The organism is Paenibacillus sp. FSL R5-0623 (assembly GCF_037974265.1).
GTDB lineage: Bacteria > Bacillota > Bacilli > Paenibacillales > Paenibacillaceae > Paenibacillus.
The window spans coordinates 5870991-5897495 of record NZ_CP150233.1; the positions used below are offsets into that span (position 1 = coordinate 5870991).

Here is a 26505-nt window from a genome sequence, read left to right on the forward strand (position 1 = left end):
GGGCTGATTCACCCATTCAATTCCACGAAAGAGGCTGCATTTCGACTGAAAATACTAAGCGTTTTCCAATACGTTATCCTTCTCCAAATCTTTAAAGTATCGATCGTTATATAACATGCTCGGATGTGTTGGATGATAGGCAAGTGCGATATCATTATGTTCCCGGGCCTTGGCGCGGTTCCCCATCCGGTCATAACACACACATAGTTGCAGATGCGGCATCCAGGTCCAGGCTGCTTCATTCAGCACTACCATAGGATCATCAGGACGTACAGCACAAGTCGCCTGTTCGTACCAGAACAGGGCCTTGCGATAATCTTCACGGTCGGCAAAATAACCACCCAATCGACAGCAAATCTCGGCTCTTGGCAAATCATAGGCAAATGATCGGAACAACGCCGTGACTTCCTGCTCGGGACGTTCAAGTGCAGCTTCACAATCCGCAATTTTCTGGCAAGCAGCAATCTGATCTTCCACCCAGCCCAGTCCGGTATCCAAAAACTTCTCATAGTAATTTACCGCATCCTCATGTTGTCCGTGGTCCTTCAGTTCATTACCGAAATAGTACAAGTCACGCGGCCCGAATTCCTCTCCGGCCTGTTCCCTTTTGCGATAGATTCGCAGATTCCGATCGGTATACTCCTTATCTTTCTTGTGGGTAACCGCGATATCACTATGAAGCAGATTGCCCGCTACAGCCAGATATTCATGCACCGCACCAATCCAGCGAAATTGCCGATCCCGACGGACCAGACGATTCCGGCGCAGGCTGTAGGCTACCTTGCCATCTGCTGTGAATGACAGGTTGTAATCCATCGTGACACTATCAACATCCGGGTCCAGCGAACGTTTCAAGGCGATCATTTTCGTCCGATCTTCCGGTTCGAACACATCGTCGGCATCCAGCCAAAGAATATATTCACTCTTTGCCTGATCGAAGGCATAGTTGCGTGCTGCTGCAAAGTCATCCACCCATTCAAAATCAACGATACGATCCGTATATCTGGAAGCAATCTGACGGGTACGATCCGTCGAACCGGTATCCACGATTACAATCTCATCGGTAATACCGTTGACCGAGTCCAGACATCTGGCGAGGGAAGCTTCTTCATTTTTCACAATCATACACAGGGTAATACTGATCGTCTCCTCACCTCGTCTCGCCCTGCGGTTAAAAGCGGAAACCCCCGGCAGTTCGGACAATCGATAGATGTGGTACGCAGGGAAATGAGTATCGACGAACAAACGAAAACCCATTGCCTGAGCACGAATGCAGAAATGACGATCTTCGCCCCAGAAGGATACATTGGGAATCTGGTCATATGAAACTCCTGCTGCCAGAACATTTTTGCGAATAAGGGTACAAGCCCCTAGCCCTCCAACTTCATAACAACCCGGGATCCGCAGTTGATTCAGAAATGCAGTCGTTTGCGTACCCTCGTCCTCCGCCTTGGTTCCGTCTAATGTTTTGCCACCGCGGCGATACAAAGCATACTCATCTTGCAGCCATACCTGTGGCATTTCCCTGGCATCCGGCTGCCAGCGGGTCCAAAAGATATTGGATACAATGTCTTTCCCACTCGATACAAGTTGCTCCAGCGTCCGCGGATGCAGCACCAAGTCAGAATCAATCAGGAAAACCGCATCGTAGTGGTTGTCGCGTGCATATTGCAATATGCGATTTTTTAAACCGGCTACACGCCAAATCTGCTCATCCTGCCAATAGTGTCCTCCCTCATCCTTGGTGTACACCCCTTTGTTGTCAGGACTACCGCTGCCATGTTCATCTGCTTGAATAACCGTCCCTTCATGCTGAAGCACAAATTCACTTAATATATTCGATGCGGCTTCTTCCACGTTATCGTCTACAAACAGATAATCCGTCTTCACTGTTGTTCGTTCAAGTGCATGCAGAGAATCCAGAAATTCACGGAGCACCGGAGTTGTCTGGCGAACCGGGCTGGCGATCAGTATTCTTTCTTGCTCAAGCGCTTCAAGATTTTCCGATTGGCGGGTTTCTTGTGATTTAGTAGAACCTCTGGACGGTCGATGATTATTCTGGCTCTCTTTCTGATTCTCATTTTCGCTCTCATGTTGCTTCTCATTCTGATTCTCTTTCTCATGTGAATTCAGCTCTTTTTGAGGTTGGGATTCTTCTTGCGATTTGCGTAACGGGTCTTTCTTCAACGTGCTCACTCCCCCTCTCCTTAATCGAACCATGCCAACAGTCGTGGCTCTTGATCCAATATCGATTCATACTGCTCCTTCCAACCGTATCTTGCTTCAGGGTCCAGTGCTTGATAGCGTTCATATTTGCGGATGCGGTCTTCTTCCCGCGCCCAACCATAGTGCTTCACCCGGGGAGCATGACATCCATAGGACCAATGCTGGATCGTTAACGGAAAACGACCGCAATGCTGGGGGGTCTCCTTCCATTCATAGTTCATCCCCGGGTGATAACGAATCAGAAATGGCCGATAATAGGCATGCGCCTGCCAGAACTCATCTTCCCGGTAATGCGTCTCACTCCACATATCAAACAATCTGAAATAGATCGCATCTTCATTGCCACTGAGCAGCAGATCCCGTACCAACCCAAAGTCACTGGTTAGAATCTCATCCGCATCCAGATTCAAAATCCACTCCGGATCGGTTGCCACCGTCTCTTCCCATTGTTGTTTTCTCAGGCTTACCTCGTCTGCAAAACGTGAAGCAGCGTTCTCCACTAATACGAGTGGAATACCGTCCAGAAGTTCCCTGCACAGCGCGACCGTTCCATCCGTGCTTCCGTCATCAATGATTACTGCGCGATCAATCCAGGGACGATGTCTCTCCAGTGCCTGCCTGAGATAACGATTCTCTTCATTACGAACGATCATCGACAAGGTAATATGTGGTCTTCCATGTTCCTCATGTCCATCCAAAGCTTCACCCCCATGCTCAAGCTTCTACCTATTAAAATGTCCGACACACGATGCCTGGACGAATCACAATCCTCTATTTCCAATCTATGCAGGGCCGGAATGCGGATATGCAGGCCAAGTAAACCTTTCATGGGGTTAATCTTGATGAACGACAAAGAAGCACCCGCCTTCGCGGATGCTTTTAAGTGTAATCACAAGATTAATGTAGTGAAATAAATGAATTAACGGTATTCAGCCAAACGATCATTGAGACTACGTGTCTGTCCATAGACTTCCTGGTACAGTGCAAACAGTCCATCATAGACGGCAACCGTTTCCGGGTTCGGCTCATAGGACTTCGCTGGACGAATAAACGCTGTTGCACATTCTTGCATAGTCGGGAACCAGCCGGAACCATAGGCAGCCAGCATTGCTGCACCCATCGCAGGACCTTGTTCGCTCTCCAGCTTCACAATCGTGGCGTTAAAGACATCAGCCTGCATTTGCAACCAAGCTTCGTTCTTGGCACCGCCACCAATGGAGATGACTTCATTGACGGTTTTGCCTGCACCTCGCAGAATATCAATGGACTCGCGCAGCGAGAAGGTAATGCCCTCCATCACCGCACGTCCAAAGTGCTCCAGCTTATGTCCTGCATCCATACCCATGAAGCTACCACGGATATTCGCATCCGGATGAGGTGTACGCTCCCCAACGATATATGGTGTGAACAACAATCCGTTGCTGCCCGCCGGAACCTGATCAATGCCCTGCAAGAGCACATCAAACGATTTGTCCGCTGCAAACGTATCCTTAAACCAGGACAGGCTATATCCTGCGGCAAGTGTTACACCCATAATATAGAAGGCATCTTTCTCCCCGTGATTGAAAAAGTGCACTTTGCCTTCGAAATCGAGATCTTTACGCTCTTCGTAGGAAAGCACAACCCCGGACGTTCCGATGCTGCACATCGTCTGTCCTTCACTCAGAATACCTGCGCCAATGGCACCGCAAGCATTATCCGCACCACCTGCGTATACTTTCGTCGCAGCCGTCAGACCCGTTTGATCCGCAATCTCAGGTAGCAACGTGCCCACTTCCTCAAACGATTCCACAAGACGTGGACATAGGGAGATTGGTAGCTCGAATGCTTCTGCAATCTCTTTGCTCCACTGCTTGCCTGCAACGTCCAGCAGCAAAGTTCCCGCTGCATCGGAATAATCCATAGCATAATCACCCGTCAGGCGATAACGCACATAGTCTTTTGGCAACAGGAACAAGGATGCTTGCTGTAACAATTCAGGCTCGTTCTCCTGAACCCACAGAATTTTTGGCAAGGTGAAGCCTTCCAGTGCACGGTTCCGGGCAATACTTAACAGCTTGCCGTCCAGTACTTTTTCGATCCGGCGGCACTGCGCCGTAGTACGTGTATCGTTCCACAAGATTGCATTTCGCAGCGGTTTACCTTCTGCATCCACCATGACCAGTCCGTGCATCTGACCGGAGAAGCTCAATCCCTCGATTTCCGAAGGCTGCACGCCAGACACTTCCAGCAACTTGCGCAAGGAAACAATGGTCTGCTCTACCCAATCTTCGGGATTTTGTTCGCTGTATCCGGCCTTGGGCTGGTACAACGGGTATGCCTCGGATGCTTCAAATGCCACTTTACCTTCACGATTGACCAACACGGTTTTGACCGCACTGGTTCCCAGATCGACGCCGATTACGTAACTCATAGGTTAACTCCTCTCGTTTATCACAGGTTATATCCACGAAAGATCCAAGTACGCATGAAAGTCACTCCGTGATCAGAAAACCCTTGGATCGCCGTTACCCCCAGATTTCCTTTATACCCCTTAGCAAGGGTGAAATCCGGGGATAAATGCGACCGCTTTGCTTCCTCGGGTCCTTTCTGCTCACTCCGTTTTGCATGCATGATACTGGACACACATGGATATGAAACGTGTAAAATATACTCGTTCTTATAACAGAAAGATTGATCCAATGACCTTGATTCGTCATTGGTTATAAATGAAACCTTGATGCTCATGTGGTCACTCCGTGATCAGAAAACCCTCGTATCGCCGTTACCCCCGGATTTCCTTTAATCCCTTTAGCAAGGGTGAAATCCGGGGATAAATGCGACCGCTTTGCTTCCTCGGGTCCTTTCTGCTCACTTCGTTCTGCATGCACCATCTTAAAGAAACATTTATATCAAAAATCTAAAAAATAGCGTTGTTTGTTTAATCAAAAAACCGTCCCCGTCTTCCCAAGGGAAAGTCGGGGACGGTCCGAATGTCATGCTTGTTCAGGCGTTCCATGGTACAAGCTAATCTTGTGCATAGGCAAGCTTGGATACTAATGTCCAACACATATGAGTTGAGTAACCATCGGTGGTCGACGTACACCAACCCTGCCTAATCCGCTATTAGTCAGCCAGAATGTACTGGTTAAGTTGTGCTCTCAGCAATTCCTGACGTCCGGATTGGTTTTTGCGTGGGCTTTCGTTGTTCAACGCGTACTCAGCAAGGGAAGCCAGTGTTGCTTTACCTGCAACCACATCTGCACCAATACCTTCGCTGAAGCTGCTGTAACGTTTTTCGATGAAGTCATCGAATACGCGATCTTCAATCAACTTCGCTGCTACTTTCAGACCTTTTGCATACGTGTCCATACCTGCGATGTGTGCCAGGAACAGATCGTCTGCTTCGAAGGAACCACGACGTACTTTCGCGTCAAAGTTCACACCACCACGTCCGATACCGCCGTTTTTCAATACTTCATACATTGTCAACGTAGCATCGTACATATCAACCGGGAACTCGTCCGTATCCCAACCGATCAACATATCGCCTTGGTTCGCATCAAGGGAACCGAGCATGCCGTTTGTACGAGCAACACGGATTTCGTGATCAAATGTATGACCAGCCAGTGTAGCATGGTTTGCTTCCAGGTTGAGTTTGAAGTGTTTGTCCAAACCGTATTTTTGCAAGAAAGCAATGGAAGTTGCTGCATCATAATCATATTGGTGTTTCGTTGGCTCTTTTGGTTTAGGCTCGATCAGGAATTGTGCATCAAAGCCAATTTCCTTCGCATAGTCTACAGCCATGTGGAACATGCGAGCAATGTTATCTTGCTCCAGTTGCATGTCTGTGTTCAGCAATGTGTCGTAACCTTCACGACCGCCCCAGAATACATAGTTTTCAGCGCCCAGACGTTTACCCACTTCCAGACCTTTTTTGATCTGTGCTGCAGCGTGAGCATACACGTCTGCGTTACAAGTGGAAGCTGCACCAAACATGAAGCGTGGGTTCGAGAACATGTTTGCCGTGTTCCAGAGCAGTTTTTTGCCGCTGGATTTCATATGATCTTCAATCAGATCAACGATTGTATCAATGTTGCTGTAGAACTCGCGCAGGTTGTTGCCTTCTGGTGCGATGTCCACATCGTGGAAACAGAAGAACGGGAGATTCATTTTTTCCAAAAATTCAAATGCCGCTTCCACGCGTACTTTCGCGAGGTCCAGACCCGAGTATTTATCCCACGAACGAACAGCTGTCTCCGCACCGAACGGGTCACTGCCGCCTGCAGTTAATGTATGCCAGTAAGCCATGCCGAAACGGAAATGTTCCTCCATCGATTTGCCGGCTACCACTTCTTCCGGATTATAATGTTTAAAAGCAAAAGGATTCTTGGAATCTTTACCTTCAAATGCAATTTTATTAACGGATTCAAAATAGGCCATGTGTAAAATGCCTCCTCAATAGTTTTAAGAAATCGTTTACACCGTTATCCTATCACATCGAATTTACTTTGTCTATTGGTTAAACAAAGTAAAATAAAATTGTTTTTTACATGTTTGTTTACGCTATAATAGTCGAATAACTTGTTTCGGATGTGGGTCAGAACCCTTTTATCAGAAGAATAGGAGTGCCTTAACCATATGAAAATTACCGGAGACCAGATGCTGGTCAAAAAAATAAACAAGTCGATCGTTCTGGATACGATCCGGCGCCATGCCCCTCTTTCTCGCGCACGCGTGTCCGAGGTTACGGGGCTGAACAAAGCAACGGTATCCAATCTGGTTGCTGATCTGATCAGTGATGACCTGGTGCAGGAGATTGGCCCTGGTGAATCCAGCGGCGGACGTAAACCACTCATGCTGCTGTTTCGAGGGACATCAGGCTATGCAGTCGGTTTGGAACTCAGTGTGACTCATTTGAAAGGCGTGCTTACAGATCTGGAAGGACATATCATTACAGAGTACGCAGTGACCTTGGAACATCATGATGTGTCCTCTGTACTGGAGCAATTGAAATTGGCAGCAAAGCAGCTCATTGAAGAAGCTCCTGCTTCCCCTCATGGAGTCATTGGTATTGGCATCGGGGTGCCCGGCATGGTGGATGAGGCAGGAACGATCCTGTTTGCACCCAACTTGGGGTGGGAGAAGGTAGCTCTGCGCTCGATGCTTGAAGAAGAATTTGAACTGCCTGTAACGATCGATAATGAAGCCAATGCGGGTGCCCATGGAGAGCTGAATTTTGGGGCAGGTATCGGTGTCCGTCACATGATCTACATCAGTGCAGGCATGGGGATTGGTTCAGGCATCATGGTAGATGGTGAATTATACAAAGGCGCGTGGGGCTACGCAGGGGAAACAGGCCATATGTCCATTGAAGCTGAAGGTCTGCCCTGCTCCTGTGGTAATCGTGGTTGCTGGGAGTTATACGCATCGGAAAAAGCCTACGAGCACCCGAATCATCAGCTAAAATTACCTGCCCATACTACACGCGAGCTTATTCATTATGCCGAGCAAGGCCACGAGGCTGTTCAGGAATTATACAACACGATTGGGCGCAAACTGGGGATTGGCATTACCAATATTGTTAACAGTTTCAACCCGGAACGTATTATCATTGGCGGTCCGCTCTCTGAAGCAGGTCCCTGGATTGAAACAGCGTTAAAACAAGTTGTCGAGGAACGTACATTACCTTACCACCGCCGCAGTTTGCAGATTGAGTGGGCAGCTCTAGGCAGCCGTTCCACCCGCGTTGGTGCCGCTTACTCTGCGATATCCCAGTTTTTAGGAAAAATCAGGGTGTCTGTCTAATAACAGATGAAAATTGACATCATTTCGCCCCATTTCCTCCCTTTTTGTTAAAGAAATCCAGATGTATAATGGGGTTATGTGATTTTTGTCATGGCTGTGTGAATCAAGCTGTGTTAATTCCGATAACGAAACGGAGTGAAAAAAGCGTGACCTACGTGGATACTTCAGATATCTCGGCGCAAATGTTTGTCACCGTACTCCTGTTCCTGATTGTGCTTGCGCCTTTGTTCAGCCTTGGCATACTCCGATTGTTCCAGAGCAAAAAGAAGGCTGGTTTCATGTACATGCTGTCAGGATTGCTGGTGTATGTTGTATTTCAGACTTTCATGAGTATTTTTTTCTAGATCATATTCTGCGTTTGCACAAAAAACCGTACCCTTCCGGGTACGGTTCTTTCTATATCCTAACGGCTCGCGAAAACCGGAATTACATATGAATCGAAAATTTCTTTCAACACATGACGATTCAGATAATCAGCCTGATTTAAGCGTCCAATGCTTTGGCAAATTGAGTTTTGTTCATACCCAGAATCCGGTGTTCACCAATTACAGTCAATGGCACGGCACGTACGCCCATGTCCCATACTTGTTGTGCATATTCATCGCTAGTTTCGATGTTACGCTCTTCATAAGAGATACCTTTGTCAGCCAGGAATGTTTTTACGGATTTGCAGTTCGGGCAGTTCGTCGATGTATATACAATTACGTTTTCCATGTTTAATTCACCTCATATGGTTTTATATTAATCTATAGTTTGGTTGAAAACAGCTCATTCTATTACAGAACAACGGCGCTGTGTTCCAAGCTTTCAATGTATTTCTCTGTGTCCATGGCAGCCATACATCCGCTACCTGCAGCTGTAATCGCTTGTTTGTAACGTGTATCCTGTACGTCACCACATGCGAACACGCCTGGGATGTTTGTCTCGGATGTACCTGGTGTAGTCAGGATATAACCATGTTCGTCCGTCGTGATCTGTCCGCCAAGGAAACCAGTGTTTGGTGTGTGACCGATCGCTACGAATACGCCGCTTGCCGGAATCACTTCTTCTTCACCTGTTTCGTTGTTCAACACTTTCAGTCCGGTTACGCCGTTGTCGCCAGCAAGTACTTCGAGTGGTGTACGGTTCAGAGCCATTTCTACTTTTTCGTTGCTGCGTGCACGATCCTGCATGATTTTGGAGCCACGCAGTTCTTCACGACGGTGTACCAGCGTTACTTTGGAACCGAAACGGGACAGGAAGCTTGCTTCCTCCAGAGCAGAGTCACCACCGCCGATAACGATGATTTCTTTGTTACGGAAGAAGAATCCATCACATGTTGCACATGTGCTGACACCGCGGCCCACATTTGTTTCTTCGCCAGGAATACCGAGGTATTTAGCAGATGCGCCTGTAGACAGGATCAATGTTTCCGATACGAGTTCACCCATACCTTCAACTTGAATCTTGAATGGACGCTCGCTCATGTCGATGTTGTTCACCCAGCCTGTGCGGAATTCAGCACCGAAGCGCTCAGCTTGTTTACGCATGTTGTCCATCAGTTCAGGACCCATAATCCCATCAGGGAAACCTGGGAAGTTCTCCACTTCAGTCGTTGTTGTCAGTTGGCCACCAGGTTGTGGTCCTTCAATAACGAGTGGGTTCAAGTTGGCACGTGCCAGATAGATTGCTGCTGTCAGCCCTGCAGGGCCTGTTCCAATAATAATTGATTTATACATGTATAGTTCCTCCCCCGGGTTCTGCAAAAAGGTTAGGCCCTCGAGCATCAAAAGCTTAGGCTTTTGCATACACTAGAACGAAAAGCCCACATCATGTCCACAAGTCCTGCCTGCGAAATGAGAATTGTCCTATGCAGAAACGGAATTCTAATTTATAATCATTCTAATCTGTTGTTCATTATGATCTCTTTTATGTACGGTGTCAATGCTCGGCAGCGATTATGAAGAAGTCTTCATCAGGAGGGAAAATGGAAGCATGAACGATGCACTCATTGGCAGTTTTATATCAGCCATGTCTACCGGCCTAGGGGCCGTACCGATTTTATTTATGCGCAAAATATCACACCGTCTGCGTGATATCTTGCTGGCCTACGCTGCAGGTATTATGACCTCGGCTTCAGTGTATAACCTCATTCCGGAAGCACTTGGCCAATCAAATCTTTTTGTACTCGCATTTGGTATTTTGCTTGGTAGCCTGGTTCTACTGGTGCTGGAAATGAAGATTCCACACGTCGATCTGGAGAATCCCGAGAAAATGCCTTTTAAAATTGAAACCAAAGCTTTCATGATTATTGCAGCCATCACCATGCATAACCTGCCGGAAGGGTTATCCGTTGGCGTCAGCTATGCAAGCTCGGATGAGAACCTGGGCAATCTCATTGCCTTTTCCATCGGATTGCAGAATGCGCCGGAAGGATTTCTGGTGGCCCTTTTCTTAGTAAATCAGAACATTGGCCGCTTCAAAGCGCTGGGTATTGCCACCCTAACCGGAGCGGTAGAGATTATTACAGCTATGATTGGTTACACTTTGAGCAGTCTCGTAGCTGGTCTTGTCCCTTATGGTCTGGCCTTTGCAGCCGGTGCGATGATGTTCATTGTTTATAAGGAACTTATCCCTGAGAGTCACGGCGATGGTAATGCACGTGTGGCGACAATGTCTTTTTTGCTCGGGCTCATCACGATGATTGGTCTGACCGAACTGTTTTAATTGAAGACTAAAGAACCCGAGCGAACAGTCCAAGACTGTCGACCGGGTTCTTTGTTTAGCCACAAATGAAGATTCCATGAAATTACTGGCATCGTCTGTCAGAGGTATTGCGCCCTCTCCTGATCAGGATTGGATGAAACGAATCAGTTCCGAATTGAATTTTTCCAATTCATCATAGAATGCACCATGACCGCTCTCTTCAAAAGCAATCAGTTGAGACGAAGCGATGCCTTGGTGCATCTTCTCGGCGAACTCAAACGGGCAGATCTCATCTTTTTTCCCGTGCAAAATGGCTGTTGGCACCTGAATCGAACTCAGGTCACCTCGCAAGTCCTCATCCCGCAACGCAATTGCACTGCGAATGGTACCATAAGATGAAGCCTCCATGCCAAGCGCGTGGAACCAATCCATGAATGGCTGGCTGTGTTTCTTCGCGAAGAACATGCCGCCAAACGTCTCCAGTAACTTCGGACGATCTGCAAAGATCGGCTCAATGATCTGCTCGTTCAGCTGCTCTGGAGTCAATCCATACGGATAACCTTCACGCTGTGTGAACACAGGTGCTGCCGCAGATAACAAGGCCAGCTTGGAGACACCATGTCCCTTATGGCGAGCCATGTAATGTACTGCGATCGCTCCACCCATGGAGAACCCTGCAAGTACCGCATCTGTTAGTTCCAGATCATCAATAACGGCACGAACATCGTCTGCCATGCGATCATAATCATATCCTGTGGAAGGTTTATCCGATAAGCCATATCCTCTAAAATCTATCGCGATGGCACGAATGCCATGGTTGGGCAGTACATTCAACTGATATTCAAACATTTTATAATTGACAGGCCAGCCATGCAAAAAGACAACCGGGGTGCCTTCGCCAATATCTTCAACATATACTTTTACATTTGGTTCAACTTGTACATAACGTCCCATATTTCACAGCTCCCTTTATCCTCGAATCGTCTCTTCGAATCATTACCCACTGACCCAAGGTTCAAACGTAAGCGTTCAATGAGCCGCATACTACCTGCGAAACCAGTTAGCCATTTTCCTCTTCAAATCTCATTACCGCAGCAGCCTAAGCCCATTCAGAATAACCAGAATTGTACTGCCCTCATGACCTACCACACCCAAAGGCAGTGCGACATCCTGGAGGAAGTTACCCGCAATTAAGGCCAGAATAACGGTGATGGCAAAACACATATTCTGTTTCACCGTATGCTGAGCTCGACGAGCCTGCCCAATCACCCAAGCGATCTCTTCAATGTTATCGTTCATCAATACTGCATCAGCGACCTCCAGTGCAGTCCCGCTGCCAGACAATCCCATCCCCATACCCACAGTAGCTGCTGCAAGTGCCGGTGCATCATTGACACCATCCCCTACCATTAACACAGGACCATACTGTTTGCGGAGCGCCTGAACCTGCTTCACTTTATCTTCAGGCAGCAAACCTGCATAGACCATGCTTACTCCAGTTTCACGCGCAATTACAGAAGCTGATCTGGCTCGATCTCCTGTTAACATGGCAACTTTTATGCCCATCGCTTCAAGCTTTTTCACTGCAGCTGCTGCCTGTGGCCGTACCGTGTCCCGCATCGCGATCAGCCCGACTAATTCACCATCAGCCATAACAGCGGATACGGTTTTTCCCTCCCCTTCAAGACGAGAGCATACATCGCCCCACTCAGAAGATACCTTCACAGGGTTAACATCATGTTCATCTGGATCAACGTTGCTGCCTGTCATCTTCTCTGACTGCATTGATCCCAGTATATCTGTTTTGCCAATGCTCCAGACCACATCGTTCACAGTTCCTTCGATGCCCCAGCCTGTTAGAGCCTGTACGTGTTCCGCTTCCTGAAGTGTAATGTTCTCCTTGTTCGCCTGATCTACGATGGCACGAGCCAAAGGATGCATCGAGAGGTTCTCAATGGCTGCTACCGCACCTAACAACTTGGCGCGATCTACATTCTCAGCTGTAATAATATCGGTGACTTGCGGGGTGCCCATGGTCAATGTACCTGTTTTGTCAAAAGCCACGACCCGCGTGCGAGCCATATTCTCCATATGGGCACCACCTTTGAAGAGAATGCCACGACGTGCACTGCTGGACATCGCGGACAGCATGACAGGCATGATCGAAGACACCAATGCACAAGGTGAAGCAACAACCAGAAACACCATCGCTTTATAAAATGCCTCATTCCATGTCCACCCAAGCAACAGTGGAGTTCCTGCGATCACAAGTAAGGTCACCCCTACAACAATACGTGCGTAAATTCCTTCAAACCGCTCCATAAAACGCTGGGAATCCGGCACTTCTGCCTGCGCTTCTTCCACCATTTTAATGATTTTGCCAAACAGTGACCCTTCAGCCGATTTTGTAACCTCTACGTATAAGGCACCCTGCCCGTTTACCGTACCTGCATAGACTTCATCCCCCGCAACTTTGTCCACAGGCAGGGATTCTCCGGTGATGGACGACTGATTGATAAAAGAACTCCCCCGGTACACGACACCATCTGCTGGGATGAGTTCTCCCGGTTTGACCAACAGCAGATCACCCGGCTGCAGATCATCAATAGCCACAAGGTTCATCTGTCCATCCTCAATTCGCAGTGCAGTCTCCGGCTTCAGCGCGAGCAACGATGAGATATCCTTATGACTGCGCTCTGTCGCATAACTTTCCAACGCACCACTGAGTGCAAAAATAAAGATCAGCATCGCGCCTTCATTCCAGTAACCAATGGCTGCTGCCCCAAGGGATGCGGCAATCATCAGCAGGTTTACATCCAGATCACGGTCCTTGACCAGTGTCTCGATGCCTTCCTTCGCTTTGGTCCAACCGCCAACGGCATACGCCACAATGTAGAGCATGATGGACAAAGTCCCGAAATACGGTGCAGTTCCCCAGGCAATCAGCATCAACAGCCCGCTGCCCAATGCTGATTGCATCTCTTTATTCTGTATCATGGCTCGAAAATCAGGCTTCTTGCCCTGATTGGGGCCTGGTGTTTGGGATGAGCATTGTTCTGCTTGTTTCTGTCTGTGTAAAGATTGATGTATCGCTTGCATATGAATCACGTTCCTTTCGATGGTAGTTTTGCGGATAGTGAATGTGCTCCAGTTCCGCTTCCAGAAATGAAGTTGTATTGAGAATGAGAGCCATTGTTAATGCCCTAAAAATGACACATGCTGCTGCGGGAGTCCCGCAGCAGCATGGTTTTGTGAATGATTTTGCAATAATCTCGAATGAGAATGATAATCATTTTTGTGCTTATGCAATTATTTTTACCCAATACAACTTTTAATCAGTATATGCCCGCAGTCCTCATTTGTAAATGGCCTTTTTTCGATGGTTACTCATAAATCCGTATTCAAAAAGACAAAAAACCGCTGTCCCGGAGGACAACGGCTTTAACCATCTATTGATATTCATATAACCTGTTTATGGCAGATCGCTTAAGTGATTGTTACACATCCACCCAATGCCATTTACGCGCCTACACTTGCTCCCTGACTTGCTTTGATGGCTTGCTCCAGATCATAGATAATGTCTTGAATGTTCTCAGTACCCACAGACAGACGAATCAACTCCGGATTAACCCCTGCTGCGGTTTGTTCATCTTCAGTCAACTGCGCATGAGTTGTGCTTGCCGGGTGAATGATTAGAGACTTGGAGTCACCAACATTCGCAAGGTGAGAGAACAGTTTGACACTTTCAATCAATTTACGACCTGCGTCCGCACCACCTTTGATGCCAAAGGTCAGAATAGCACCCTGCCCTCTTGGTAGATACTTCTGTGCAAGCTCATAAGAACCATGGCTCGGCAAACCTGCATAACTTACCCAAGACACATCCTCATGTTTCTCAAGGAATTCCGCAACCGCAAGGGCATTGCTACTATGACGCTCTACGCGCAGATGTAATGTCTCAAGTCCTTGCAGCAACAACCAGGAGTTGAATGGAGAAATCGTTGCACCCAAGTCACGCAGAAGTTGTACACGAGCTTTGATAATATAAGCAATCGGTCCAACCGCTTCCGTATATACAACACCGTTATAACTGGAGTCCGGCTCCGTCAATCCCGGGAACTTGCCACTTGCTTTCCAGTCAAATTTTCCGCTATCCACGATAACGCCACCAATGGATGTACCATGACCCCCAATAAATTTCGTTGCAGAGTGAACGACAATATCTGCGCCATGTTCGATTGGACGAAGCAGGTACGGACTCGGGAACGTATTATCCACGATCAAAGGAATTCCATGTTCATGGGCGATAGCTGCCACTGCTTCAATATCCAGTACATTCCCCTTTGGGTTACCGATCGTTTCGGCATACAATGCTTTGGTTTTCTCAGTAATCGCAGCTCTGAAATTCTCAGGATCACTGGAATCCACAAATTTCACGTCCAGACCCAGTTTCGGCAAAGTCGTCGAGAACAGATTGTATGTACCTCCATACAAACTTGCCGAAGAAACGATCTCATCGCCTGCACCAGCAATATTCAGGAGTGAAAACGTAATGGCTGCCTGACCAGAAGCTGTAGCCAGCGCTCCAGCTCCGCCTTCCAACGCCGCAATCCGCTGCTCAAACACGTCGGTTGTTGGATTCATCAGACGGGTATAAATGTTGCCAAACTCTTTCAAACCAAACAAGTTAGCTGCATGCTCGGTGTCCTTGAATCCATAGGATGTTGTCTGATACAAGGGTACAGCTCGTGCGTTGGTGGTTGGATCAATCTCCTGGCCTGCATGAATTGCCAATGTTTCAAATGAAAGCTCACGTTCGTTTGACATAAATCTGAATCCTCCCTCGATATATACGTTCTTGAAGTTCCTGATGTCTTCGCATGGTGGCGTATGTTTTCCATATTCTCTCACAAGATGTCGTATTTGAAAAGACTTATTTCCGATTGTTCCGATAAGAAAAATTAAATATGTGCTTTATCGATTTCTGTACCAAAAAAACCTTTGCCCTCGCAAAGGTTTTTCAGCTACTTTGGCTTCGGTATGCAATACCTCATCCTGGGTTGGGTTAGACCCGAACTGCACTCCATACTTCACGCAAATGTTTGGCCGCAGGTACAGCTTCCTCCGCAGTTACGCCTTCAAGTGAAATATCAATATGTGGCTTGTACGTTTTTAGCAATTCAAAAAATAACGGGTAATCCAGTATACCTGCCCCAGGTACCGGATTAAACTTCTCTCCCTGTGCATCAAAGGCTACATCTTTGGCATGGATTACAATCATGCGCTGATACAGCGATTCCATCACCTCGCGCAAGAAAGCCCCTTGATCTGCTGCATGTGGTTGTTTGATCAGATTACACGGGTCGAAAAGCATCCCAAGATTCGATGAAGGAATCTCTTCAAACAAACGTGTCATATGTTCATGGGTATGAAGGGTATGTGTGGACACAGGCTCAATCGCCGCATGCACACCCCATTTCTCCGCTTCCTCAGCCAACTCCTCAACCGTTTCTTTCAGCACACTCCACGCCTTCTCTTCATATCCATCCGGATGTGTATCCTGATAGGTGTCCAAGCTCCCGGTCTCCGTTGCTACCATGCTGCAACCAAAATCCCGGGCATAACGCAGATGCTCCTTGAATCGATCAATGTCCGCACGCCTTGTTACCGGATCAGGGTCAATCGGATTAATATAACAGCCCAGTACCGCAATCTTCACCCCGCGCTGTGCAAATTGATCTCCAATCTCATTTGCCAGTCCAGGGCTGAGCTTGCCATTCGATGAGTCCACATCTGATAATGCTTTGGCCAGCGCCAGCTGTACGGAATTAAATCCGTTATCAGCAATCGTCTGCGCAAGCTGTGCTGTAGGCTGTTTGCCAAATGTATGTGCCAGAATACCAAGTTTCATCTCACTGCCTCCTTATGCTAATCCGATTATCAAGTGATTAACGTGCCATCCAGCCGCCATCGACATTCAGCACATGACCATTCAGATAATCCGAAGCGGCAGATGCCAGAAAGACAACCGGGCCTTTCAGATCTTCAGGTGTTCCCCAACGCCCAGCAGGAATACGGGCTGTAATATCCCGGTACCGATTCTCGTCCGCACGGATCTGGGTAGTATTATCAGTTTCCATATAACCAGGTGCGATACCGTTAATCTGGATTCCCTTCCCTGCCCATTCATTGGCGAGTGCTTTGGTTAAACCGGCAACGCCATGTTTACTGGCTGTATACCCTGGCACATTGATCCCACCTTGATAGGACAACATGGATGCAATATTAATGATTTTGCCACTTCCGCGTTCAATCATATGCCTACCTGCCAATTGGCTTAGGAAAAATACAGTGTTCAGGTTCAGACCAATTACATCATGCCAGTCCTGCCCTGCATGATCAACCGCAGGTGTGCGACGAATGATTCCGGCATTGTTGACGAGAATGTCAATTCTGCCCTGGAACGCAAGCGCCTGTTCGAACACTGCCGACAACTCATCTTCACGACTTAAATCCGCTTCAATCACATAAGCTTTGCGTCCGAGTGCTTCAATGGCACTTGCCGTTGCCGCAGGCTTGGAATAAGAGATCAGCACCACATCAGCACCTGCTTCTGCCAAACCAATGGCCATCCCTTGTCCAAGTCCTCCCGAGGTACCTGTTACCAGTGCAACTTGTCCGCTTAAATCAAATGGGTTCATGAATGATTCCTCCGCATGGTTTTGATATGCAATCCGTAGAGCCTTCCGTTCTTTAATCCCATGAATAATGAATGAGGTTAACTTTGATAATCCACTGTGACACCGCTCTGCTCGTATAAGGCAACCGTCTCTTCATCCAAACGACTATCGCTGATAATGTAGTCCAGTTCCGAACACTGGGCGAAAGTTCGCAGTGCAAATTGTCCGAATTTATAATGATCCACAACGCCGTATACTTGCTGCGAGGCAGATATCATTGCTTTTTTTAAAGGAACCAGATCTCCCGTGTATATGGATAATCCAAATTCCGGATGAAGGGCTGTCGTGGATATAAAGGCTTTATGAATGTTAAGACTGGAGATAAACGCAGCCGTATCATCCCCAACCAACATATTCCGAACACGAGCCCCACCAGGCACAACCAGTCGCACTTGCTCCTTCCTGGTCAGCTCCGCAATAATGAACAGGTCATTGGTCACCACCGTCAGCGGTTGATTATCGAGACGTTTGGCCATCTCCAGCGTGGTGCTACCACCATCGAGAGCAACGATATCTCCAGGTCGAATGTAAGCAAGGGCACGTTCAGCAATCTCCGTCTTCTCCAGATGATGTTTCTCGGTAACTCCACGGCTATTCAAGATGCCATACTGGTCATTCTGAGCCAGCATAGCACCACCATGGACACGTACGAGCAGTCCCATACTCTCCAACTTGTCGAGATCCTCTCGCACTGTTTTCCCAGTCACCTGCAGCAACTCACTCAGATCACTGACGGTTACTTCCTGGCGTCCCAGCAGAGCCTCCATAATTTTTTCATGTCTTTTCAATGGATTCATCATAATCAACTTCCTATACTACCTGAGTCAAATGAATGAGTGTTCTAGTGTCTACCCTGTCAAATTAACTCAGACATCTGTAATTTATTATTTCAGGTCTTTCATCGCTACGCCGTCCATATCTTCGAACGTCTGGTTCTCCCCAGCCATCGCCCAACAGAAGGTGTAATTGCTTGTACCTACACCACTGTGAATGGACCAGCTTGGGGAAATGATCGCCTGGCGATCACGTACAACCAGATGGCGTGTTTCGTTTGGCTCACCCATCATATGGAATACAACACCGTCTTCAGGCAAGTTCCAGTACAAGTATACTTCGGAACGGCGGTTATGGGTATGTGCAGGCATCGTGTTCCACATGTTACCCTTGTCGAGTTCGGTAATGCCCATCACCAACTGACAACTCTGAATTCCACCTTCTCCTTGGTGAATGTAACGATAGATCGTACGCTCATTGGAAGTTTCGATGCTGCCCAGATGATTCGGCTGAGCTTGTTCTTGTGTTGCTTTTACTGTTGGATAGGTGTGGTGAGCCGGTGTGGATACAAAATAGAATTGGGCAGGTTGAGCCTTGTCACTGCTCGTGAACACAACTTCCTTCACCCCTCTACCGATGTAGAGACATTCCTTCGCTCCAATCTCATAACCTTGTCCATCCGCTGTCACTGTTCCGTGACCACCTACATTAATGATACCGATTTCACGACGCTCCAGGAAAAAGTTCGTTCCGATATCTTTCAGGTTCACTTCAAGGGTAATGTCCTTGCTCTCAGGTACAGCCGTTCCCACAATATAACGATCCACATGAGAATACACCGTTACCAATTCATCGGTTGCAAACAGTTGCTCCATCAAAAATTCCTCACGCAGGCGAGATGTATCATACGTTTTCACTTCATTGGGATGTGCAGCATAACGATTTTCCATTATTAATCCATTCCTTTCGTCATTTAAATTAGTTGAGATAGAGTTTGATAATGTTCATATAAGTTCATTTTAGTTCATTATGTATCTTTTGTGTACCCTTATTTTCGAAAAAAGAATTTTCTGCGATAAAACATTTATGATTCTAACTGTCTATGGATTACCAATCGTGGATCGGAGTACCTACTCCTCCCAAGAAAATGGTAGCGGAATCGGCAGTAACAGTCCAAGTACTGCAATAACGGCTGCCATAATCGCAGTAAACATCATATCTTTAATCTTCACAACAAGGCCCCCAATATGAATTAGTTGTTAATTACGCATTTTTTATGCTGAGTTTTTCCCAAGTCTTATGTACTACTGTAATAAGAGAACCTTCCCCTCGATACCCGATTCAGCCGCTGCAATAGCCTGTTGTACATTCGTTAGGTCATAAGTCGCCCCAATGTTTGCCATGACAAGTCTCCCTGCTCTGACCAGCTCCATTACCTCATGAAATACCTGTTCCCAGCGTTCCACCCAATGTTTTAACCAGAAAAGTTTCACATGAACTTGTGTTCCCCGGGTTGCTTCATGCCATAACGGTGTGATCCCCGAAAGTAGTCCTACACTGATGACCGTACCATTTGGCTTAAGGCAGCTCACCAACTGTTCCCCGTCTGTCCCTCCAATACAATCCAAGACACGACGCCCCAACATTTGATTGGATACTCCCAATCCTACTGCTTCTACTATCCCTATACCCTCAAACCCGGGAACAGCTGGTAATTGGGTACGATGCGGGTAAGCTCCTCGAACAGGAATAATATCGGAGGGATTAATAGGCCGAGCATACATCCTCACTGCTAATTCACCGGGGCCAGGGGGTATCACATCTTTTTCTTCCATACATAACACTTCACTTGGTTCGCCAAAACGATAATAACGGATTACCCTTGCTTTCATTGGTACATCTCCTAAAATAATTTTGCTAAAATTGCTCTAACTAAAATATTGAATATATTGACAGAGTGAATAACAATAATATCACTGGAAAATTATTTCATAAACCACTTATTAAGATATAATACAACTTTTCTTCATTAAAATATGCGATAACTTCAGCTTAGAAAAAAAGAGCCCCACAACCTTGAATACCAAGGTCGTGAAGCTCTTTCATCATATCAATTAATGTGCAACAGCATTGTTAAGCATAATCCAGATCGAACCAATTACGATGGTCATCATAATCAGTAATCCAAAAATAAGGGCCATGACATTCCAGCGTGGTTTCTCTGTTTCACGGATATGCATGAAGAAGAAGAGTTGAACCACAAACTGAAGTGCTGCCGTGCCAAGAACAACAATGAGTGTTCCTGTTCTTTCCATCATATCATTGAGAACCACCACAAGTGGAATGATTGTCAGAACGACGGACAGGATGAAGCCGATGACATAAGACTTCAGTGAACCATGTTGCTCATGACCGTGGGAATCATGTGAGTTGTGCTCTGACATCTACATCACCCCCATGAGATAGACGATCGACAGGAGGAAAATCCATACGACGTCCAAGAAGTGCCAGTACAAGCTGATGACGTTGATTTTACCGCGAGTAACATCGGTAATACCACGTTTTTTCAGTTGTAACATAAGTCCAATCATCCAGATCAGACCGAGCGATACGTGAAGTCCGTGAGTTCCCACAAGGGTGAAGAATGCGCCAGAAGCAGCACTCGTTGTAAAGCTGAACCCTTCGTGAATCAACTCAATAAACTCATATACTTCCAGTGCGATAAAGCTTGCACCCAGAACGGCTGTAACAGCCAGCCAACTGATTAATTGTTTTACTTTGCCTTGATTCATCGCCAGTACAGCTAGTCCGCTCGTGAATGAACTTGTGAGCAAGATAAACGTTTCGGCAATAACACCAGGCATTTTGATCAATTCAGACAAAATCGGTCCGCCCGCCGTATTGTCACGCAACACAATGAAGGTTGCGAACAATACGGAGAACAGGATAACGTCGGAAATCAGGAAGAACCAGAATCCGAGAATTTTCATTTCCTGTGGATCATGATGTCCATGGTCGTGACCATGTGCATGATTCTCACCGTGCTTAGCGGCTGCTTGAGCCATCTATACCGACCCCCTTAACGACGCTTCGGTACGCTTAATTTCGTCGACCGGAATATAATAATCCGTATCGTATGAGAATGAACGGGCGATCATACAGATCCCTACGCCAGCGAGTCCGAGAATTGCCATCCACAGCCATCCGAAGACAAAGCCGAAACCGGCGATGAACCAGAAGACAGACATGATGAACGGAATTCCAGAGTTCTTCGGCATATGAATCGGCTCAAGCGGTTGCTCTGGCGGATAGATGCCTTTGGCACGACGTTCTTTCTCTTCCCACCACTCATCAATATCATCTCCGCGCGGTGTAACAGCGAAGTTGTATTCAGGAGCTGGTGAAGGAATTGACCACTCCAGCGTACGGCCATCCCATGGATCTGCAGGAGCTTTGAGTGATTTGTATTTGCGAATACCGTCTGCGATTTGCGCAACTTGGAACAGGAATCCGACACCCATCAGGAATGCCCCGATTGTGGATACGAAGTTCAATTCCCACCAGCCAGTATCCCAGCCGTAAGTGCTCAGACGACGTGTCATACCCATCAAGCCGACAGCGTACTGCGGCATGAAGCAGACATAGAAACCAATATTCCAAGTCCAGAATGCCCATTTGCCCAGTTTCTCTTCGAGTTGGAAACCGAACATTTTAGGCCACCAGTAGTACAGACCTGCGAAGTATCCGAAGACAACGCCACCGATCAATACTTGGTGGAAGTGGGCAATCAGGAAGTAACTGTTGTGGAACTGGAAGTCAGCAGGAGCAACGGATAACAGAACGCCTGTCATACCCCCGACAATAAAGCACGGGATAAAGGCAAGTGTCCACATCATCGGAGTCGCCATGCGTATCCTTCCTCGATACATGGTAAACAGCCAGTTGAATATCTTAACCCCTGTTGGAATAGCAATCAACATCGTAGTTACGGCGAAGAATGCATTCACGTCTGCTCCGGAACCCATCGTGAAGAAGTGATGCGCCCATGTGAAGAAGGACAGGAAGCTGATGATTAACATTGCGAATACCATCGACTTGTAACCAAACAGTTTTTTCCGAGAGAAGGTACTTACAATCTCGGAAAATACACCGAATGCCGGCAAGACCACAATGTATACCTCAGGGTGACCCCACATCCAGATCAAGTTGATATACATCATTGGGTTACCGCCCAAATCAAGTGTGAAGAAATGCGCCCCGGCAAACCTGTCGAGGAATAACAATGCAAGTGTCACGGTCAAGATTGGGAAAGCGAACAAGATGATAATACAAGTGGAGAATACCGACCATGTGAACATCGGCATTTTCATCCATCTCATGCCTGGCGCACGCATTTTAATGATGGTAACCAGGAAGTTGATACCGGTAGCCAGGGAACCGATACCTGATATCTGTATACCCCATATATAGAAGTTCTGTCCTACCCCTGGGCTGTGCGACAGCTCCGATAGAGGCGGATAACTCAGCCATCCTGCATCCGGTGAACCACCGATAACGAAGGACAGGTTAAACAGCATTGCGCCCAAGAAGAACAGCCAGAAGCTGAGTGCATTCAGGAACGGGAACGCAACGTCTCTTGCTCCGATCTGTAGTGGCACAATAACGTTAAATAGACCAAACATAAATGGCATCGCCATGAACAAGATCATGATCGTACCGTGAGTTGTGAAGACCTGATTATAGTGTTCAGGATTTAGAAATTCATTGTTAGGCATAGCCAGCTGAAGGCGCATCATTAGCGCATCCACACCACCACGGAATAACATGATAATGGAAGCGATGATATACATGATACCGATCTTTTTATGATCGACAGTCGTTAACCAGTTACGCCAGAGCCAGCCCCATTTTTTGAAATAAGTTAGCACCGCTACAATAGTAATCATGGTAATTCCGATAGCTACCATCGCACCATAAATGAGCGGATCACCGGTTACGAAAAACTCCGATGCAAACTCTTTAAGTCCCTCTAACATTGGGGGCCTCCTTTCGAATCTTTAGTTAGCACTCTTGTCCTCGTCTTGATTGGACGTATCAGTTGCATTTTGAATGGCTCCAGAAGCTTCTTTTGAAGTTCCATGCTTACTGTGAGCACTTTGACCATCTACTACATACTTGGTCACAATATTTTGGAACAATCCTTCTGGGAAGGCAGAATAATAAGCAACATTGCTTGTTCCTGGCTCAGCCAGTGCATTGTAACCTTCTGTGGTCAATTCCTGGGAACTTTGTTTCACTTCAGCTACCCAATTGTCAAAATCTTCGTCCGATGTAGCATTCACATCAAAACGCATTTCTCCAAAATGCTCACCTGTGAAGTTAGCACCGGAACCCCAGTACTTACCTTCATGATCTGCCTGCAGGTACAAGGTCATTGCCATACCCGACATTGTATAAATTTGTCCTCCAAGTTGCGGAATCCAGAACGAGTTCATTGGTGAATCCGCAGTGAGTTCAAATTTCACGGGCCGATCTGCCGGAATATTCAACGTGTTGACCGTTGCAATCCCTTGCTCAGGATACATAAACAGCCACTTCCAATCCAGTGAAGACACTTGGATGGTAATTGGTGCTTTCTCGTGAGCCAACGGCTTCGAAGGCTCCAGATCATACGTGTAACGAATCGTAATAATGGCAAGTATTCCAATAATAATAATTGGAACGGTCCACCAGATTGCCTCAGCCTTTGTACTATGAGACCAGTTAGGTTCATAAGCAGCTTTGTTATCCGGCTTGTCGCGGTAACGCCATACGATGACGGCAGACAAAATGAGTACTGGCACAATAATGACAGCACACAAAATTGTCGAGATGACAATCAAATCTCTCTGCGAAGCGCCAATTGGTCCCTTCGGATCCAGAACAACGTACTGCCCGCCTGCCAGCATTGGCCAGACAATCAATGCAATTGTAACCAACGTCAGGACAACCGGAATGATAATCCGGGTTAGCGACCTAGGTTTCTTGTTCATTTTGATCCCCTCTCCTTAAATTCGCTCATACTGAAAAATCAGTATACTACTCTCTTCCTACTAAAGATATCAGAAATGAACAACTTTTTTGTTCTTGTTAACAAATTTGTCGATTTTACACCTTAAATGTGTGAATTTTTTCTCACAAATCGCTTGCATGGTTGATATTTGCTTATTGTAATCTTTACACATCAAGTCACAAAATAAAACCCTTTGCAGTCCCGTTGAACAATGTCAACGAATCCGCAAAGGGCTTTATTGACTGGATTCCGGGAACTTATCCAGTCTTATTATGAACGAATTAACGCAGGATTATAATCAATCGGCGCCTTCGTCTTCCCGGCGTGTATGAACAAGGCCAATCGCTTTGGCAATAACGTAAATAAACACACTACCTACAAGAAATCCAATACCGACCATCAAGCCAAGATTACGATCATTAAATTCATTCAGATTGATCAGACACATGATCACTCCCGTAATGAGTGCGACCCATGCCAGAACTGTCATCGTCAAGACGGCGCGCCGCATATTTTTGTCTTTGCGCTCCAATTGGCTAACCATTGCTGTCTTCGATGCCATAGTAAACACTTCCTTTTCCCTTTTTGTAAGTGCTTTCCTTATACCAATATACCACATCAGTATGATTTTTAGTCAACAAATGTTCAAATTTTCTCCGCAATTTGGACACTTTATTTTAAAATTACCCGTTGACAAAACATTATTCATTTCTTCCTTACTTCTTATAACCCAAAAACCGTCTCTTCATAACAGAAAACACACTTGACCTAATGAAACCTTTATGAACTACTCATTTTTATCTGTGAAAAAACAAAAAAAGACGGCACATTGGAATACTCCAATGCTACCGTCTTACTCATTTTTAGCTGTCATTGTGTCTATTGGGGATTATGTTCGTTCCGTGTTTCCAACCAATTATTCTTGATGACATTCTGATACCAGTAGTAACTCTCCTTCGGCGTTCTCACCAGTGAACGATAATCCATATGAACGAGACCGAAGCGCATACGGTAACCTTCTGCCCATTCGAAATTATCCATCAGTGACCATGCCATGTACCCTTTCAGGTTAATACCGTCATTAATGATGCGGTGAATTTGAGCCAAATGCTGTTCATAATAGGCAATCCGACGATCATCATTAATTTTGCCATTCTCCAGATCATCATTGATGCAGGCACCATTCTCTGTGATATATACATCCACATTGCCGTACTTTTGCAAATAATGCATAAATTCATACAAACCACGTGATTCCACAGGCCAGCCAATATCGGTTTTGGTGAGGCCCATATCAACTTCTTCCGATTGCAAAGCACCTGCCTCCGGATTGAAGCGATTGATCCCCATCGTGTAATAGTTAATGCCGAGCAGATCGATCGGTTGTGAGATGATCTCCATATCGCCTTCCTGAATTGGCACAGTAGCCCCTGCTTCTGCAAACCAATCCACCATAAACTGCGGATATGAACCTTTGTAGATTGGATCAAGGAACCAATCGGTGTTGAGCGCAATCGATCGGTCACATGCAGCTTGGTCCTCAGGGGATTTGCTGTACGGCTCAGCCCAGCATACGTTCGGAGCAATACCAATCTGACCCGTTGTTCCCAAGCGACGGAAGGATTGAACGGCTTTACCATGAGCAACCAGCAATCCATGAGCCACATTAATTGACGTTTGCAGGTCTTTGTTTCCTGGCGCATGAATCCCGAGAAGGTTCGACAGGAACGCGATACACCATGGTTCATTGAATGTCAGCCAAAAGTTGATCTTGCCCGAGAATTCTTTGAAAATCACTTCGGCATATTTCACAAAAGCGTCTACCGTTCTGCGGTTGCCCCAACCCCCGTCATCTTCCAGCGTTTGTGGAAGATCCCAGTGATACAGGGTAAGGAACGGTTCGATGCCAGCCTCTAACAATGCATCCACGAAGCGATGGTAGAAGTCCAGTCCTTCCCGATTGATCTCCCCATCTCCGTCAGGAATAATGCGCGGCCACGCAATGGAGAACCGGTACGTATTAATCCCGAGTTTCTTCATCAGTTCGATGTCTTCCTCGTAACGGTGGTAACTGTCACATGCGACATCCCCATTGTCTCCGTTATATACCTTGCCAGGTGTGCGCGCAAACGTATCCCAGATGGATACCCCGCGTCCACCTTCCTGTGCCGCTCCTTCTATTTGATAGGAAGCTGTTGCTGTACCCCAGCGAAAATCTTGCGGAAATTTAAAAATGGTCAT

24 protein-coding genes are annotated in these 26505 nt (G+C 46.8%); 4 read left to right on the forward strand and 20 right to left on the reverse strand.

Annotation, left to right across the window (positions count from 1 at the left end; translation table 11 throughout):
* Positions 1 to 54: 54 nt before the first annotated feature.
* The 4 genes from MKY92_RS25875 to xylA form a co-directional block, all read right to left on the reverse strand.
* Complete coding sequence (locus MKY92_RS25875; RefSeq protein WP_339298139.1) at positions 55 to 2196, reverse strand: glycosyltransferase; 2142 nt, start codon at positions 2194 to 2196, stop codon at positions 55 to 57.
* An 11-nt stretch (positions 2197 to 2207) separates the two neighbouring features.
* The gene (locus tag MKY92_RS25880; RefSeq protein ID WP_339298140.1) at positions 2208 to 2924 is read right to left on the reverse strand and encodes a glycosyltransferase family 2 protein; all 717 of its coding nucleotides are present in this window, start codon (positions 2922 to 2924) and stop codon (positions 2208 to 2210) included.
* A 221-nt stretch (positions 2925 to 3145) separates the two neighbouring features.
* A complete protein-coding gene (gene xylB / locus MKY92_RS25885; RefSeq protein ID WP_339298141.1) occupies positions 3146 to 4639 on the reverse strand; it encodes a xylulokinase in 1494 nt (497 codons plus the stop codon).
* Positions 4640 to 5331: 692 nt separating this feature from the next.
* Complete coding sequence (gene xylA / locus MKY92_RS25890; protein WP_036606941.1) at positions 5332 to 6648, reverse strand: xylose isomerase; 1317 nt, start codon at positions 6646 to 6648, stop codon at positions 5332 to 5334.
* 198 nt (positions 6649 to 6846) lie between these two features.
* Here xylA and MKY92_RS25895 point away from each other — a divergent pair, with 198 nt between their 5' ends.
* Positions 6847 to 8013: an ROK family protein gene (locus MKY92_RS25895; protein WP_339298142.1), complete on the forward strand. Its 1167-nt coding sequence runs from the start codon at positions 6847 to 6849 to the stop codon at positions 8011 to 8013.
* A 146-nt stretch (positions 8014 to 8159) separates the two neighbouring features.
* Entirely contained in the window at positions 8160 to 8357 is a 198-nt protein-coding gene (locus MKY92_RS25900) for a hypothetical protein (protein WP_017692236.1), read from the forward strand.
* A 139-nt stretch (positions 8358 to 8496) separates the two neighbouring features.
* Here the strand turns inward: MKY92_RS25900 and MKY92_RS25905 are convergent, their stop codons facing one another.
* On the reverse strand, positions 8497 to 8727 hold the full coding sequence (locus MKY92_RS25905) for a glutaredoxin family protein (RefSeq protein WP_076212704.1): 231 nt from the start codon (positions 8725 to 8727) through the stop codon (positions 8497 to 8499).
* A gap of 62 nt (positions 8728 to 8789) precedes the next feature.
* On the reverse strand, positions 8790 to 9731 hold the full coding sequence (gene trxB, locus MKY92_RS25910; protein WP_036668032.1) for a thioredoxin-disulfide reductase: 942 nt from the start codon (positions 9729 to 9731) through the stop codon (positions 8790 to 8792).
* A 256-nt stretch (positions 9732 to 9987) separates the two neighbouring features.
* On the opposite strand from trxB, the gene MKY92_RS25915 reads away from it, so the two are divergent.
* Positions 9988 to 10719, forward strand: a complete 732-nt coding sequence (locus MKY92_RS25915) for a ZIP family metal transporter (RefSeq protein ID WP_339298143.1) — start codon at positions 9988 to 9990, stop codon at positions 10717 to 10719.
* Positions 10720 to 10842: 123 nt separating this feature from the next.
* Here the strand turns inward: MKY92_RS25915 and MKY92_RS25920 are convergent, their stop codons facing one another.
* The gene (locus tag MKY92_RS25920; protein ID WP_339298144.1) at positions 10843 to 11652 is read right to left on the reverse strand and encodes an alpha/beta hydrolase; all 810 of its coding nucleotides are present in this window, start codon (positions 11650 to 11652) and stop codon (positions 10843 to 10845) included.
* Positions 11653 to 11784: 132 nt separating this feature from the next.
* Positions 11785 to 13695, reverse strand: a complete 1911-nt coding sequence (locus MKY92_RS25925) for a heavy metal translocating P-type ATPase (protein ID WP_339298145.1) — start codon at positions 13693 to 13695, stop codon at positions 11785 to 11787.
* Between the two features lie 185 nt (positions 13696 to 13880).
* Here MKY92_RS25925 and MKY92_RS25930 point away from each other — a divergent pair, with 185 nt between their 5' ends.
* Positions 13881 to 14033 (forward strand): hypothetical protein, encoded by a 153-nt coding sequence (locus tag MKY92_RS25930; RefSeq protein WP_339298146.1) that lies wholly within the window; start codon positions 13881 to 13883, stop codon positions 14031 to 14033.
* Positions 14034 to 14217: 184 nt separating this feature from the next.
* On the opposite strand, the gene MKY92_RS25935 is transcribed toward MKY92_RS25930, so the two are convergent.
* The 12 genes from MKY92_RS25935 to MKY92_RS25990 all read right to left on the reverse strand — a co-directional run bounded on the left by MKY92_RS25935 (position 14218) and on the right by MKY92_RS25990 (position 26505).
* Positions 14218 to 15525 (reverse strand): homocysteine synthase, encoded by a 1308-nt coding sequence (locus MKY92_RS25935; protein ID WP_036606925.1) that lies wholly within the window; start codon positions 15523 to 15525, stop codon positions 14218 to 14220.
* 238 nt (positions 15526 to 15763) lie between these two features.
* A complete protein-coding gene (locus MKY92_RS25940) occupies positions 15764 to 16609 on the reverse strand; it encodes a sugar phosphate isomerase/epimerase (RefSeq protein WP_339298147.1) in 846 nt (281 codons plus the stop codon).
* Between the two features lie 37 nt (positions 16610 to 16646).
* Complete coding sequence (kduD, locus tag MKY92_RS25945; protein ID WP_339298148.1) at positions 16647 to 17399, reverse strand: 2-dehydro-3-deoxy-D-gluconate 5-dehydrogenase KduD; 753 nt, start codon at positions 17397 to 17399, stop codon at positions 16647 to 16649.
* 77 nt (positions 17400 to 17476) lie between these two features.
* On the reverse strand, positions 17477 to 18235 hold the full coding sequence (locus MKY92_RS25950) for a DeoR/GlpR family DNA-binding transcription regulator (protein WP_339301911.1): 759 nt from the start codon (positions 18233 to 18235) through the stop codon (positions 17477 to 17479).
* An 87-nt stretch (positions 18236 to 18322) separates the two neighbouring features.
* Positions 18323 to 19162 carry a 5-dehydro-4-deoxy-D-glucuronate isomerase gene (gene kduI, locus MKY92_RS25955; RefSeq protein ID WP_036606918.1) on the reverse strand — a complete coding sequence of 280 codons (840 nt, stop codon included), beginning with the start codon at positions 19160 to 19162 and terminating at the stop codon, positions 18323 to 18325.
* A 354-nt stretch (positions 19163 to 19516) separates the two neighbouring features.
* A complete protein-coding gene (locus tag MKY92_RS25960; RefSeq protein ID WP_339298149.1) occupies positions 19517 to 20104 on the reverse strand; it encodes a zinc-binding dehydrogenase in 588 nt (195 codons plus the stop codon).
* Between the two features lie 222 nt (positions 20105 to 20326).
* On the reverse strand, positions 20327 to 20656 hold the full coding sequence (gene cyoD, locus MKY92_RS25965) for a cytochrome o ubiquinol oxidase subunit IV (RefSeq protein ID WP_036606914.1): 330 nt from the start codon (positions 20654 to 20656) through the stop codon (positions 20327 to 20329).
* Positions 20657 to 21277 (reverse strand): cytochrome o ubiquinol oxidase subunit III, encoded by a 621-nt coding sequence (gene cyoC / locus MKY92_RS25970; protein ID WP_036606911.1) that lies wholly within the window; start codon positions 21275 to 21277, stop codon positions 20657 to 20659.
* Positions 21278 to 23248: a cbb3-type cytochrome c oxidase subunit I gene (locus tag MKY92_RS25975; protein ID WP_076212762.1), complete on the reverse strand. Its 1971-nt coding sequence runs from the start codon at positions 23246 to 23248 to the stop codon at positions 21278 to 21280.
* 21 nt (positions 23249 to 23269) lie between these two features.
* Complete coding sequence (gene cyoA / locus MKY92_RS25980; RefSeq protein WP_339298150.1) at positions 23270 to 24244, reverse strand: ubiquinol oxidase subunit II; 975 nt, start codon at positions 24242 to 24244, stop codon at positions 23270 to 23272.
* 318 nt (positions 24245 to 24562) lie between these two features.
* Positions 24563 to 24826: a hypothetical protein gene (locus MKY92_RS25985; RefSeq protein WP_036606904.1), complete on the reverse strand. Its 264-nt coding sequence runs from the start codon at positions 24824 to 24826 to the stop codon at positions 24563 to 24565.
* A gap of 317 nt (positions 24827 to 25143) precedes the next feature.
* Positions 25144 to 26505, reverse strand: a complete 1362-nt coding sequence (locus MKY92_RS25990; protein ID WP_221820754.1) for a GH1 family beta-glucosidase — start codon at positions 26503 to 26505, stop codon at positions 25144 to 25146.